The 12924-nt window shown below is 69.3% G+C and carries 16 protein-coding genes and 3 pseudogenes; 10 read left to right on the top strand and 9 right to left on the bottom strand.

Going from position 1 to position 12924, the window contains the following annotated elements:
• Positions 1-10 precede the first annotated feature (10 nt).
• From ACFQ8C_RS10235 to ACFQ8C_RS10220, 4 genes and pseudogenes are all read left to right on the top strand, one after another.
• Positions 11-199 (top strand): annotated as a pseudogene (locus ACFQ8C_RS10235) (IS5/IS1182 family transposase); the annotation flags it as partial.
• 350 nt (positions 200-549) lie between these two features.
• Positions 550-2058: an APC family permease gene (locus ACFQ8C_RS10230; protein WP_383454369.1), complete on the top strand. Its 1509-nt coding sequence runs from the start codon at positions 550-552 to the stop codon at positions 2056-2058.
• A gap of 1 nt (position 2059) precedes the next feature.
• Positions 2060-2476: a universal stress protein gene (locus ACFQ8C_RS10225; RefSeq protein WP_383454366.1), complete on the top strand. Its 417-nt coding sequence runs from the start codon at positions 2060-2062 to the stop codon at positions 2474-2476.
• A gap of 296 nt (positions 2477-2772) precedes the next feature.
• Positions 2773-3519, top strand: coding sequence for a phosphotransferase family protein (locus tag ACFQ8C_RS10220; protein WP_383454364.1), 747 nt, complete (start codon positions 2773-2775; stop codon positions 3517-3519).
• A 90-nt stretch (positions 3520-3609) separates the two neighbouring features.
• Here the strand turns inward: ACFQ8C_RS10220 and ACFQ8C_RS10215 are convergent.
• The 4 genes and pseudogenes from ACFQ8C_RS10215 to ACFQ8C_RS10200 form a co-directional block, all read right to left on the bottom strand.
• Positions 3610-3753: pseudogene (locus tag ACFQ8C_RS10215) on the bottom strand (transposase); the annotation flags it as partial.
• A 257-nt stretch (positions 3754-4010) separates the two neighbouring features.
• On the bottom strand, positions 4011-4985 hold the full coding sequence (locus ACFQ8C_RS10210; protein ID WP_383454361.1) for a hypothetical protein: 975 nt from the start codon (positions 4983-4985) through the stop codon (positions 4011-4013).
• Positions 4982-5299: a PadR family transcriptional regulator gene (locus ACFQ8C_RS10205; protein ID WP_383454358.1), complete on the bottom strand. Its 318-nt coding sequence runs from the start codon at positions 5297-5299 to the stop codon at positions 4982-4984. Before ACFQ8C_RS10205 ends, ACFQ8C_RS10210 begins: the two co-directional genes overlap by 4 nt.
• Positions 5300-5601: 302 nt before the next feature.
• Complete coding sequence (locus tag ACFQ8C_RS10200; RefSeq protein ID WP_383454355.1) at positions 5602-6231, bottom strand: class I SAM-dependent methyltransferase; 630 nt, start codon at positions 6229-6231, stop codon at positions 5602-5604.
• A 36-nt stretch (positions 6232-6267) separates the two neighbouring features.
• Between ACFQ8C_RS10200 and ACFQ8C_RS10195 the strand changes: the two are divergent.
• The 3 genes and pseudogenes from ACFQ8C_RS10195 to ACFQ8C_RS10185 form a co-directional block, all read left to right on the top strand.
• A pseudogene (locus ACFQ8C_RS10195) lies at positions 6268-6489 on the top strand (transposase); the annotation flags it as partial.
• 92 nt (positions 6490-6581) lie between these two features.
• Positions 6582-7187, top strand: coding sequence for a hypothetical protein (locus ACFQ8C_RS10190; protein WP_383454352.1), 606 nt, complete (start codon positions 6582-6584; stop codon positions 7185-7187).
• 463 nt (positions 7188-7650) lie between these two features.
• A complete protein-coding gene (locus tag ACFQ8C_RS10185; protein ID WP_383454350.1) occupies positions 7651-8661 on the top strand; it encodes a hypothetical protein in 1011 nt (336 codons plus the stop codon).
• A 229-nt stretch (positions 8662-8890) separates the two neighbouring features.
• Here the strand turns inward: ACFQ8C_RS10185 and ACFQ8C_RS10180 are convergent, their stop codons facing one another.
• The gene (locus tag ACFQ8C_RS10180) at positions 8891-9019 is read right to left on the bottom strand and encodes a hypothetical protein (RefSeq protein WP_383454347.1); all 129 of its coding nucleotides are present in this window, start codon (positions 9017-9019) and stop codon (positions 8891-8893) included.
• Between the two features lie 161 nt (positions 9020-9180).
• Between ACFQ8C_RS10180 and ACFQ8C_RS10175 the strand changes: the two genes are divergently transcribed.
• Together ACFQ8C_RS10175 and ACFQ8C_RS10170 are read left to right on the top strand one after the other, a co-directional pair.
• Positions 9181-9981, top strand: coding sequence for an alpha/beta hydrolase (locus ACFQ8C_RS10175; protein WP_383454344.1), 801 nt, complete (start codon positions 9181-9183; stop codon positions 9979-9981).
• Positions 9971-10432 carry a hemerythrin domain-containing protein gene (locus ACFQ8C_RS10170; protein ID WP_383454341.1) on the top strand — a complete coding sequence of 154 codons (462 nt, stop codon included), beginning with the start codon at positions 9971-9973 and terminating at the stop codon, positions 10430-10432. Before ACFQ8C_RS10175 ends, ACFQ8C_RS10170 begins: the two co-directional genes overlap by 11 nt.
• Before the next feature lie 200 nt (positions 10433-10632).
• Here ACFQ8C_RS10170 and ACFQ8C_RS10165 read toward each other — a convergent pair whose 3' ends face one another.
• Together ACFQ8C_RS10165 and ACFQ8C_RS10160 are read right to left on the bottom strand one after the other, a co-directional pair.
• Positions 10633-10803 (bottom strand): hypothetical protein, encoded by a 171-nt coding sequence (locus tag ACFQ8C_RS10165; RefSeq protein ID WP_383454339.1) that lies wholly within the window; start codon positions 10801-10803, stop codon positions 10633-10635.
• Positions 10790-11032, bottom strand: coding sequence for a hypothetical protein (locus tag ACFQ8C_RS10160; RefSeq protein WP_383454336.1), 243 nt, complete (start codon positions 11030-11032; stop codon positions 10790-10792). The genes ACFQ8C_RS10165 and ACFQ8C_RS10160 overlap by 14 nt, the downstream gene beginning before the upstream one ends.
• A gap of 118 nt (positions 11033-11150) precedes the next feature.
• Between ACFQ8C_RS10160 and ACFQ8C_RS10155 the strand changes: the two genes are divergently transcribed.
• On the top strand, positions 11151-11693 hold the full coding sequence (locus tag ACFQ8C_RS10155; RefSeq protein WP_383454334.1) for a hypothetical protein: 543 nt from the start codon (positions 11151-11153) through the stop codon (positions 11691-11693).
• A 282-nt stretch (positions 11694-11975) separates the two neighbouring features.
• On the opposite strand, the gene ACFQ8C_RS10150 is transcribed toward ACFQ8C_RS10155, so the two are convergent.
• Positions 11976-12488 (bottom strand): transposase, encoded by a 513-nt coding sequence (locus tag ACFQ8C_RS10150; RefSeq protein ID WP_383454331.1) that lies wholly within the window; start codon positions 12486-12488, stop codon positions 11976-11978.
• A 108-nt stretch (positions 12489-12596) separates the two neighbouring features.
• Positions 12597-12920, bottom strand: coding sequence for a hypothetical protein (locus tag ACFQ8C_RS10145; protein ID WP_383454329.1), 324 nt, complete (start codon positions 12918-12920; stop codon positions 12597-12599).
• Positions 12921-12924: the final 4 nt, after the last annotated feature.

Here is a 12924-nt window from a genome sequence, read left to right as displayed (position 1 = left end):
GCCCCCGGCTGATGCCGGTGTCGTCCGGGCCCATCAGCACGCCGCCGGGCCCGTCAGAAGGGCCCCGGCCGGCGAGCCGGACGACCATGCCCTCGGACGCTCCCGCGGCGGTCTGACCACGAAGATCCACCTCGCCGCGGACAGCCGCCGCCGACCGCCGGCGTTCGTCCTCACGCCCGGGCAGGCCGGTGACGCGCCCGCGTCTCCCGAGGTCATGGCCCAGCTACGGGTGCCGCGGCGTGAACGGCGCTCCGGCGCGGCGGGTACCGTCGTTTCGCCCCAGGCCGCCGGTGGTGTTCCGGGTGAGCAGACCGTGCCAGGGCCGGAGGGCGCGCCCCTGGACGGCGACAGGCAGGCCGGCCTGCCCGACGTCCCCGTTCCGCCGGTCGTGCTGTTCCCCGGGCCTGTGGGGACGGACCCACCAGGCGCCACGGCGGATACTCGAACACCGACCCCGGCGACCGTCTGCACATGCACGCCAGGTCGAGCCTCCCTACGATGAAGGCAGAGGTCTCGCTGTTCTGTCTGGCTCGTAGAGAGCGAGGGAACATGGCTGCCGAGGACGCCGCGCCCCCTGGGCGCCCCGTGGGCCTCAAGTCCGACGCGATCGGTTTCGTCGATGCGCTCGTCATCGGGCTCAACTCCACCTCACCCGCCTACTCGCTCGCCGCCGTCATCGGCCCGATCGTCGCCCTGGTCGGCATCTACGCGCCGGGCGTGATGGTCGCGTCCTTCGTACCGATGCTGCTGATCGCCTCGGCGTTCTACTACCTCAACAAGGTCGACCAGGACTGCGGCACGACCTTCTCCTGGGTCACCCGTGCCATGGGCCCCTGGGCCGGCTGGCTGGGCGGATGGGCCATCGCGATGACCGGAGTCCTGGTCGTCGGCTCGCTCGCCGACGTGGCGGTGAGCTTCGCCCTGCTCGCCTTCGGCCTCGACAGCTGGGTGGACAACACCTTCGTACGCCAACTGCTCACCGTGCTGCTCATCGTGGTGATGACGGCCGTGTGCGTCATCGGCACCGAACTGTCGGCCAAGGTCCAGAACGTCCTCATCCTGGCGCAGGTCGCCTGCCTGCTGATCTTCGTGGCCGTCGCGCTCTACGCCGTCTACGACGGCACGAGCAAATACCCGGCGGCCGAACCCGAACTCAGCTGGCTCAACCCGTTCGGCGCAGGCAGTACAGCACTCACCGGTGGACTGCTCCTCGGCGTCTTCATCTACTGGGGCTGGGAATCGGCCGTCAACCTCACCGAAGAGGTCAAGGACTCCGCGAGCGCACCCGGCAAGGCGGGGCTCTGGTCCACCGTCGTCCTCCTCGTGACCTACGTGTCCGTCGGATTCGCGGTCGTGGCCTACGCCGGCCCGGCGTTCCTGTCGGAGAACGCCGGCGAGGAGGAGTTCCTCTTCGCCCAGCTCGCCGGGGACGTCCTGGGCGGCTGGGACTGGATCCTGCTGCTCGCCGTCTCCACCTCCGCCCTCGCCTCCACCCAGACCACCATCATCCCGGCCTCGCGCACCGCGCTGTCCATGGCACGCCGCCGGGCACTCCCCGCGCACTACAGCCACATCAGCCCGCGCTTCCGCACCCCCGACATCAGCACGTGGTGGGTCGCCGGCATCGCCATCACCTGGTACATCGCCGTCAGCCAGATCAGCGAGAACGCCCTCCTCGACTCACTCACCGCACTGTCCCTGCTGATCTCCTTCTACTACGCGCTCACCGGCCTGGCCTGCGCGGTCTACTACCGTCGCCACCTCCTCGAGAGCGCCCACAACTTCCTGCTGATCGGGCTCGGACCCCTGATCGGTGCCGGACTGCTGGCCTGGCTCCTGGTGCGGTCGGTCTCCGACATGGCCGACCCGGAGAATTCCTACAGCGGCACGTCGTGGTTCGGGCTCGGCCCACCGCTCGTCATCGGCATGGGCATCGCCCTCGCCGGCGTGCTCATCATGCTCGTATGGCGCCTGCGGTCCCCCACGTTCTGGCGCGAGCGCCCGAGCGTGGTCGACCCCGACCTCGTCCACGGCCGCGGCCGCGGCAAGGAGTCCTGAGATGTCGGTCGTCCTGGGCTACGACGAATCCCCCGGAGCCGCCCGGGCGCTGCGCATCGCGGTGGAGGTGGCCGCCGCCTTCGGCGAGCGACTCGTCCTGGTCTACGGAGCCGCGGTACCCGGCCCGACGGGCGAGGAGTACCGGTCCCACCAGGAGGCCATCCGCCAGGCCGGCCGCGCCGGCCTGGAGCACGCGGTCGCCGAGGCCGACCGGGCAGGCGTACCGACCGTCGTGGAGGTGATCGACGAGAAGCCCGCCCAGGCTCTGATCGAAGCGGCCCACCGCCACACCGCACGCGTCATCGTGGTCGGCAGTTGGGGCGAGAGCCCGATACGCGGCGCCCTCCTCGGCTCGACCCCCCACAAACTCCTGCACATGTCCACCGTCCCCGTACTCTGCGTTCCCCCGGAGGAATGACCACACCAGCCCGCGACGGCTGCCCCCGCCAAGCCATCACCGCGGCCCCCGGCCCGCGCACCTTGCCGCCGACGAACCCGACGGACGCCTGCCGGACATCGCCCCGCCGGCCCGCTGCTGCGCGAGAAGGACGGCAGGATCGAACTCGTCGGCATCAACAGCAGGTCCTGGGAGGGTCAGTGTCGTGCACGAGGCTGCCGGGTAGCGGGTAGCGGGTAGCGGGGCGCGGTCGACTGTGTCAGCGCATGCGACAAGTCGGGTGACGTCGGCGATCACCTTCGGGATACTGGTCGCCCATGGATGAGGTCGAAGTCGTCGCCGCCCATTCCGAGCGCGCGACCCTGCGCGTCGGCGACGTGTTCCTGAAGGTGGACGCCGACCAGGCGCGCATCGACGCCGAGGTCGAGGCGATGTCCCTCGCACCGGTCCCGACCCCGGAGGTCCTGTGGCGCAAGCCGCCCGTGCTCGCGCTCGCCGCGCTCCGGGGGACGACGCTTGGGCGCCTCGGCGGGCCGTCGACCGGTTCGTCGGCGGCGTGGGCCGCGGCGGGCGCCGCCATCCGGAAGCTGCACGACGCGCCGCTGCCGCCCCGGCCGGGCCGGGCCGGCCGGAGCATCACCGCTCTGGCGGCGGAACTCGACGACGAGTGCGCGTTGCTCGTGGCGAACGGCCTCCTGCCCGCTGACCTGGTCACCCGTAACCGCCGAGTCGCCGAGGCCGCGCTCCGGCCGTGGACTCCTGCGTTCACGCACGGCGACCTGCAGATCGCGCACGTCTTCGTCGACGGCGACGAGGTGACGGGCATCATCGACTGGTCCGAGGCGGGCCAGGGCGATGCTCTGTACGACCTCGCCACCTTCACGCTCGGACACGAGGAGCACCTCGGCGACGTCCTCGCGGGCTATGGCGCCGACGTCGACCTCGACGTGATCCACGCGTGGTGGTCGCTGCGGAGCCTGCTGGCAGTTCGCTGGCTGATCGAGCACGGCTTCGACCCGTTCGCGCCAGGTTGCGAGGTCGACGTGTTGAGATCCCGGGTGTGAGACGGCGGGGGAGAAGTCCGGAGCGTCTGCTTCGCGGAGACGCGCAAGGAGAGTCTCGCGCAGTCGCAGCCAGACGTCGCCGGCTTCGGTTCACTTCGTCAGCCGGTGCCGGCAGGTCGTGTCCGATCCGAAGCCCAGTTCCCGCGGGAGGTGTTCCCGGGCGATCCCGGTGTGCAGCACGAACAGGATGCCCTGGAACACCAGCCGGTCCGGATGCCGCTTCCGCCCCGGACGACGAGCCCGTCGCTCCCCCTCGGCAGGAGCGGCTCGATCAGTTCCCCGTGCTCAGCGGGCAAGTCGCTGTTCTGGAGCCTGCGTTCGCTCGCCCTGCCACTGCAACACGGACAGACCCGTTGGCCTGCCACGAGCTCCGACAGCCAGACGAACAGCCACACGAACAGGCGACACCGAAACGGACATCAGCTCACGTACCGTCCTCTCGGAAGACGGAGGCGCTTCCCACACGGTGAGGTGCGAGAAGCGCCTGTCGGCTACTTGGCGGGCTCTCGAGCGTCCGTGGGCTCGATGCCACGGTTCTTCCGCAGCCACACGGCCACACCCACGATGCCCCCGCCAGTGGCGAGCAGCCAGGCGGAACCTTCGGTGAGCAGGGTGTCGAGGTCGTGTGCCCAGGTGATGTAGATCGCCTGGGCCCCGACAGCCGACGCGACGAGGGAGTTCGTGCGGGAGTGTCTGGCCAGGAGCCAGTCGATCACCCGCCATCCGGGCGCCGCCACGTCGCTGAGGCGGTAGTGGAGCGCCGCGATGACGAAGCCGATCGAGTAGCGCACGCGCAGAGCCGGCGAGACGACGATGCCGTCCTCGGGTGCCCCTTCGAGCTGGTCACGCCACTGGAGTCGCGACTCTTCACGGCGCCGACCCGCGAGGGAGACAGCCAGCGAAGTGAGACCGGAGCTCAGCTTGAGCGGGGCCAGAACCCTCCCCCACTTCCGCGTGCGGGCCCTGAGCGTGGGGGGCGGTGGCGTGGACGTGGAGTGGGTGATCCTGTAGGCCGTCAGGGCGTCCAACGCGGCACGCAGCTGCTGGTGGACCTCGGCATCCCGCTCGTACAGCTCTTGCAGCTCGGCTCGTACTTCCGAACCGAGGTCCGCGCGGTTCAGCACTGCGGACCGGCTGGTGCCGGGGGCCGCGTCGGCCAGTGCCGCGATCTGGGCCGCCAGGACACGCCTCATCGCCGACAGGGCCGCGACTCGGCGCATCAGAAGCTGATGCTCCTCCGTCGGAACGGGACCCGTGGAGATCGACGCACCCATGGCAAGGGTGAGAATCATCCCGCTCACCGTGAGGGCGAGGCCTGCCAGGAGCTCCCTGTGCAGGAGGGCGACGAATGCCGTGACTATCGTGGCCAGGAGCGCCGTGACCGCGGGGATCGAGAACCGTTCCTCCTTCCTCCCGCCGACGATGAACGGACGAAGCTTTACCAGGACCCGATTCCAGAACGTCACGCCATCCCTCCAGTGAACCGGAGGGCGCCACGTCGGCGGGCACTGCGGGCCGCGATGGACGCGCCGGCTTCGGCGCGGCCCGCGCCGGTGAGGGTGTAGTACATGCGCGGGGGGCGGCCCGGGTGGGGCTCTTCCTCGACGCGGGTGGTGACCCAGCCGAGGGTCTTGAGTCGGTCGAGGATCGGGTAGACAGTGCCCGGGCCAAGGTCGGCCTCGTGACAGATGCTCAGCCCCCACGGGGGGTTGTCGTCAGTCGAGGCGATCAGGATGTCGAGCACCGCGAGGGTCGGCTTCGTCAGCCGGATTGCGGTCATGCCTCCAGTGGAGCATGTATCGAGTACGACACACATCGATTCCTTTGGTGGCACGTCTGTTCGGGAGCGGGGAGCCCAAGAGTCCTCGTATCCCGACCTCCTGATCCTTCGTCACTCGTTACCGGGCGGCGGAGGTCGCGCGTTCGGCCAGGGACGAGATGCTCCGGTCGGCTGCGGCCCAGACCTCCGGATCGTCGGCTCAGTAGGGCCTGTCTGACAGTTCCCGTCGGATCGGCGAGCGCTGGCCGAGCCGGCAATCCGGAGGCGCGCCGACCACCTGGCGGGTAATCGTCGGGCAGGACCTACGAGCGGCGGGCCAAGAGATGGGCGTCGAGGAAGCCCCGTTCGGAGGCCGGATCGTGGAGCAGCCGGGCGAAGGGAACGAGCCCGGCATCGGCCAGCAGTTCGGCGAGGTGGTCCGCCGGCCAGCTGTAGGCAGGTGCCACCTTGTGGTCGAACCGGACCGGCTCCGGTCCGTCGGTCCCGAAGAAGGAGACCAGGAGCAGGCCACCCGGCGCCAGGACGCGTACCTGCTCGGCGAGCAGCCCCGGCAGTTCCCCCGGAGGAGTGTGGATCATCGAGTAGTGGGCCAGTACGCCGCCGAGCGCGCCGTCCTCGATCGGCAGGGACTCCATCCGCGCCTCCTGGAAGCACAGCGCCGGATGGGCCCGCCGGGCGTGGTCGACCATGCCGGGGGAAAGGTCGAGTCCGAAGGCGTCCAGGCCCAGTTCGTGCAGCATGGCCGTCAGATGTCCGGGCCCGCACCCGACGTCCGCAGCCCGCGGGTTGCCCGTGGCGCGGACGAGTTCGGCGAAGGTGCCGATCATGGCCCGGGCGAACGGCTGTGTCTCCAGCCGGTTTGCGAACAGGGATGCGTACAGCTCGACGACTCCGTCGTAGGCCGCTCTGGTCTCGTCCTGATGGTGTGCCACGGGCAGGACTCTATAGCCGGTCTGATCATTGGTCTTGTGGCAGGGCGAGGTGAGGTGGCGGACGTGGTGGGGGAGCGGATGGAGCCCCTGTTGCCGCAGGCGGACGGGCGTGGCCGTCCATGGAGTGATCATCGGCAGATGGTCAAGGGCGTGCTGTGGCGGCTGCGGCCCGGGGCTCCTTGGCGCGACTTGCCCGAGCGGTACGGGCCGGGGCGGACCGTCTACGAGCGGTTCGCCCGCTGGGAGACGGACGGCACATAGGACACGGTCTTAAGCGGTGTCGGCCGTGGATGTGATGATCTCCCAAGCGGGCGTGAACACGCCGGAATCTCGACTCGGGGATGGCTCGGATGGACACGTGGCAAGAAGTTTCGGCGTCGGTCGAGAAGCGTCTGGCGGTCGTGTCATCCGGTGAACGCAGGGTGTTCGCTGCCGGCGTCGCGGAACGGCTCATGGGCCGGCATGAAGCATTGCCGGCCGAGGAGCAGGTGCCGTTCACGTTGAGCCTGCGACCCCTGCTGAACTCCGTGTGGGAAGGCGTACTTGGTGACACCGCCGCCTTCACGGCGGTGAAACGTGGTGTCGCCGAGTACATGCTCAGCGACTACTGCCACAACGACGGCCAGGACGGTCCCGACGACGCGGACGAGCACGCTGCGGCAGCAACGCTGTATGCCGCGCATGCGTATCTGTTCGGCTGCGACGACTTCGCGGTCTGGGCCAGCCGACGGGCCGTGGATGCGATCGACCAGCACCTGGAGCATCTCGCCGAGCAGGACGGGGACCTGCCCGAACCCGACGCGGCACTCGTCGCCGAGCTTCAGCGTCAGCAGCGGGACCTCGACCTCATCGCGGACTACTCAAAGGACCTCCGCCACTCCGGTACGGGGCTGCCTGTCGACACCTCGATTCGGCTCCGGGTGGAGCTTCGGACTCCTCTCTCCCGCCAGGACTGACCATCCGGGACGTTTCAGAGATCCGCTCACGCGACCCGTACACGCCGGTCTCCTGACACGACCGTGATCAAAAAGCGCAGAGTGTGAGCGGCCGAACGGTCCAAAGAACTCGTCGAGCCTTTTCCGGCCTTGCTTGGGAGCGTGGCAGCCAGGCCGGCGACAGGGTGAAGTGTCCGGTGAACGTGTTTCCGATCAAAGGAGCCATCCGTCTGCGGATACCGCCTGCGGTCGCCCCGCTTCCTCCGCCGGCCCGGCACGTCTCCCGCCCCCGGTGGCCATCAGTCGCCTGGCCCGAGGAGCGCAAGGTCCAGAGTTGGTGGAAGGCGTTCCGCGCACACCAGAAGAAGCGAAAAGCGTCGTGGAATTCGGTGGGGGGCTGTGCGGACGTCGCTCTCTCGCTTGACTCCGTCTCCTTCGGAAACGGCTCCAGTTCCGAGATTGCGTGTTCATGCCACCTACGGATGTGGCGAGTGCCATCGTCGCCGCCCTCGCCTCGGGCGCGGCATCCGGTGCCGGCACCGCTGCCCTCACCCGCCTCGCAGAGCTCGTGCGCAGTCGCCTCGGTCGCTCCGATGAGGGGCGCGGGGCGCTCGGCCTGTGGGACGCGGAACCCGGATCGGAGCGGGCGGCGGAGGCGGTACGGGCGCGCCTGACCGTGGAGCTGGAGGGGGATCCCGGTCTCGCCGAGCAGGTGCGGGCCGCGCTGCTGCCCGGGCCTCCACCGGTTGCGACGCACCCGCCGACGATCACCCAGCGTGTCCACGTCGGTGGCAATGCCAACCACGCCACCATCAACGTGGGGCCGCTGCACCTGAAGAAGACCACGGGAGTGGTGGTCACCCTCGCTGTCATCGGCGTGGTGCTGGCCCTGCTGGTCGCCCTGGGCCTCCGCAGTGTGGTGCGGCTGCTGGGCGACGACGGAGGTGAGCGCAAGGTGGCTCCCCTCTCCGAGTTGGCCACCGTCAAGAGCGTCCTTCCCGACAGCGACGGCCTGCCGGCCGAGTTCAGGAGCCAGGGCGATCCGGTGGTGACCACAGGGGAACGGGGCTGTCAGTCCGAATGCGAGGGGCTTCTGTTCACCGCCAAGACGACCATGGGGCGCGAGGGACCGCAGAAGACGGCCGTGCTCTACGTTGCGACCTACGACAGCGCCCCGCACGCCGCCCGGGAGTTCGAGCAGATTCGTAGGGATTTGACGGAGTCATCAGAGAAGACCCTCATGTCGTTCCCGCCCATGGGCGACACCAGTACCGCCTACCGGTTCACCCCCGGCAAGATCATGCTCAACGAGGACGACGAATCCATCGAGGAGGCCGAAGCAGGGGCTCTTGTCGGAACGGTCGTCGTCTTCGTCCGCTACACCACCGCGGTAGGCGACCTGGAGCCGTCGCTCACCGCGCTCGGACGGATGATGGCGGACCGGGCGCAGCAAGCGCAGAACGGGAGCACCCCTTCTGCCACTGCGTCCTTCTGATCCCCGCGAGGGTGTCGGTGCTCCCCGGCCGGCCCTCCAGAGGGCCCCAGCCCTGACCGCCCTCAGCGGCCTCACTCGGTCTTTGACCTGTGCGGCGGGGCTGCGGGGCGGCGGACCTCTTGGTCCGGGACGTAGTCCGGGGTGGCAGGGTCTCGGTGCACCGGCCGGGCGGGCGGCCTTGGGGCGGAGGCAAGTCTGGGCATGATCATCCCCACCGAGCCGGAACGGTTCACTCCGGGGACGTCGGGACGTCGGGGCCGACGTCGGCGGCCGGCCAGATGACCATCGCGGTGCGCTCATGGACTCCGGCGCCGAGGGCGAGCTCGTCGAGATCCGCTGCGAGCAGCTGCCCACCCACACCGGCCCCCTCGCCCGGACTCGCCGGGCCCGCATCCGCCCCGTCGGCCAGAGCGTCCCCCGGTCGTCGCGCCGGGCAGCAGCGCAACGCAACCGCCCGTCCGGCCTTCGCGGTTATAGTTCCAGGCAGCGTCGCGTGCCGGTGGCGGATGATCGTCAGGCATGGAGGCGTCGTATCGAAAGGTGGCTTCGGCCATTCCCACCTCAATTTCACAGAAGATCACGCTCTACCCCGCTGAGGACCGGTTCTCCGGCCCCCGACCCGCTGTCCTCGTCCTGCCCGGTGGCGGCTTTCGGGAACTTCCACCGCACGAGGGCGAAGGCTACGCGCGCTGGCTGTCCGGTCTCGGAATCCACGCTTTCGTCCTGTCCTACCGGCTGCTGCCGGACCGGTTCCCGGCCCCGCTCGAAGACGCCCGGGCCGGGTTGGACCACATCCGCAACGGCGACCACGGCCTCGACGTCGGCCGGGTCGGTGTCATCGGATCAAGCGCGGGCGGCCAACTCGCCGGCCTGCTCATGACCGGCCAGGTCCTGTCCATCGAGGAAGGCGTCACCGACCCGCCCCGACCGGACTTCGCGATCCTGGCCTACGCGCTGGCCGACCTCGACCTGCTGCCGCCGCCGGTGGTCGAGAACCTGCTCGGTGACCTGCTGCCCATCAAGGACGAGCTGTCCCCGGCCCGGCATGTGGACGCGTCGGTGTGCCCGACTTTCGTATGGGCCACCGCTCAGGACCCGCCGGGCCTGCCCAACGCCCTGGAGTGGACCCGGGCGCTGGCGGCAGCCGCGGTACCGGTGGAGTTGCACGTCTACCCGGGCGGCAGCCACGGAATCGGCCTCGCCGACGGCGTGGAATACGGCGGCGAGCCGCATAGGTGTATTGCGCGCGAGCCGCACACCGCGTCCTGGACGACCGCGTGCGCGGCCTGGCTGCGACGGGAGGGCGTTCTTGCCGACTGACCGCGTCACCGCCTGGGGCAGGGAACTACAGCGGGTGCACGGCAAGCTGCGCAATGCGCTGGCGTTGGCGCGGGCGGGACTGGACGGCGGCGACCCCGCCGGCGCCGCCACCGACCTGCTGTTGTTCTGCCACGGGTTCTGCGCTGCCCTGTCCGGTCACCATCGCGCCGAGGACGGTTCGCTGTTCCCGGAACTGGTACGGGCCCGACCCGACCTGGCGCCGGTGATCGCGAAGCTGACCCAGGACCACAACATGATCGAGTACCTCATCGGCGGATTGCAGAAGGCGGTGGCCGGCTCGACCGACCCGGAGGTGGCACACCACCACCTGGACGGGATCGAGGCGGTCATGGAGACGCACTTCAAGTACGAGGAGAAGCAGCTGGGAGCGGTGCTGGACGGCATGGACGCCGACTTCGACCGCACCGAGATCTTCGGCCCGATCAACTGAGCCGTGTCCCGTTCGCGCCGCCCGCCGACGGCGCGAACGGGAACCCACCCGGGTCCGAGCGGAGCCACCACACGGCCTCGCCCGGGTTCTGAACCACGACCGCCGAGGTTTCGGTGAAGCGGTGAGACGGACCCGTGTCACGAACCTGTACGGGCCGCGGCCGAGCTCCGAGCTCGACGAGCGCGCCGCGTCTTCCTCGACTACGGCTCGACGACCACCGCGTGCCCGTCGAAGCGCCGCAACGTCATCGCCGCGCGCACGTCCTCGGCCACACCCGTGCCGGCCGCGAAGGCGGCGCTCTCCTCACCCGTGACCAGAACGGCCCGGCGGGGCAGGGTCCGCTCCGCTGTACGCCGTTCACCGGGCAGCATCCGTTCGTTGCGGGCGGCCCAACCCGGCACACCGGCCACCGCTCGTGCCCTGCGCGGTGAACGCGCCGTGCTCGGCGATCTCGCGGGGGTGGAACTCCCGGGCGAAGGCGAGCGCCGCGGTGGTCTTGCCCACCCTGAGGAAGGCGTCGAGGGCGACGGCGACGGCACCTTCGGCCTTGTCGCCGTCCTGTTGATTGCTGCCGACAATGTTCCACAGGCCCTCGTGCACCGCAGCAAGCCCGGGAGTACGAAGCGGCAGGTGCGCTCGACCGCATCCATACGGGGGTCTGTTGGAGTGGTACGTGGAACGGACATGGCACTGCTGGACTGATGATGGAGAGAGTGAGATGGACATCGTGTATGCCGCGCAGACGGGTTCCCTCGGCGGGTTCCTCGACGCGTACGACCCTTCGCAGGCGAATGCCGAGGTCAAGGGTCGCAGCGTTCTGATGGGCGCGTTGACGAACGTGGATCCGAGTGCGCGCGGTGCGATCGCGACTCGCCTGCTCGACGACGGCGCCGACGCGACGACGACCCATGATGGCGTGAACGTGTTGCACGCACTGCTCGGCAGCGCTCGGCTCGCTCCGGAGCTTGAGGCGCCGCTGCTGCGGCGGTTGCTCGACGGCGGCGCGGATGTCAACGCCGTGGCGAAGGACTACGGCACGCCGTTGCAGCTGCTCATGAGCCAGTTCGTGTACACCGACGAGGCGCTCGCGCCGTTCTACGACGTGCTGTTCACACGAGGTGATCTTGACCTGCTGATGACCGGCGCCTTCGGGAAGTCGGCGTACGTCATGGCGGTGAAGGGCAAGCGCCGGCAGGGGCTCAGGGCACGCATGGAGCAGTACTTGAGCATCCGGGGCATCGAGATTCCCGAGGTGGTCTGAGGGAGCGGATATCCGTCTCGTCATGGACGGTTTCCGGGCTTGAGGACTGCGTTCTCGCTGGTCAGGCATAGGGGCGGCGGTCTCGTGGCAGCGATGTCGTGTCGTGTCGTCGCTTGGGTGGGGGTCGAGGATGCAGTCGGTCGTGGGACTGCTGGAACAGCGTGAGCTCGCCGCTCGCCGCTCGCCGTCGTGTCGACGATCTGTGGGAGGAGGCCGACCACCTCCAGAAACAGTGGTGCCGGTGTGGCGCGCGGGACCGGCCTGGTCGGCGCTGTCGGTGGACTACCAGCGCATCCTGCAGGCCTCAGCGACCGTAACCGACTCGGTCAAGGAGCTTTGACGTGCCAGGAGATGGCCGCCTGCTTCGGCCTGGACCCCGTACCGGGAAAGCTCGAAGTCGCGCGCGAGACGGCGACTTCGCATCAGGTGGGCGAAGAACCGCTCGACGATCCACCGCTTGGGCAGCACGACGAAGCCGCGCATGTCGTCGCTGCGTTTGACGATGGCGAGGACGGGGGTGAGGGCCGCGAGGCAGTACCCGACGAGGCTGCCGGGGTATCCGCCGTCGGCCCAGACCAGGGACAACGGGTGGTGCGCGACAGCGACATGGGTGAGCAGGACCTGGGCCGCGGCGCGGTCGCCCACATCCGCTGCGGCGACCATCACCGCGAGCAGCAGGCCAAGGGTGTCGACCACGACGTGCCGCTTGCGCTCGTTGATCAGCTTGCCGCCGTCGAAGCCGCAGCTGCCAGAGCCGACGCCCCCGTCCGCTTTGACCGACTGCGAGTCGATCACGCCCGCGCCCAGCTCCGAGTCCCGCCCGCCACTTCGTGCCGTTGCCGACCAGGTAGCGGATCGCGTCCGGCATCGAGCGGTGGCAAGCGGTGGCAATAAGAGGTCATCTCATTTGGTGACTACGTGCGGGGAGCCCGCGACAAGTTGAGCCATCTCGTACAGGTGGTGCCAGTACTCAGGGGCGTCCGCTTCGCCGAGTACAGGTATGACCTGGTCTAGGCGGGCGATGCAGCGAAGCAGAATGCTTCGCCCCCGCGCTTCGAGCTCGCCGCCGTTCTTGATCCACGTGAAAACGCAGCCTGCGGTGTCCGAGTCCAGCATCACCACGTCGAAGCCGGCCCGGTCCGCGCCGGCCAATCCGGAAGGAAACGGCCATTCCATGAACTCTTGGTACAGGCGTGATACGGCCTCAAGCGCAGTCTCTTCGCTCACGCGG

Origin of the sequence: Streptomyces sp. NPDC056503 (assembly GCF_042794995.1) — a bacterium.
Taxonomy (GTDB): domain Bacteria; phylum Actinomycetota; class Actinomycetes; order Streptomycetales; family Streptomycetaceae; genus Streptomyces.
This window is presented reverse-complemented; position numbering and strand designations above follow the sequence as displayed.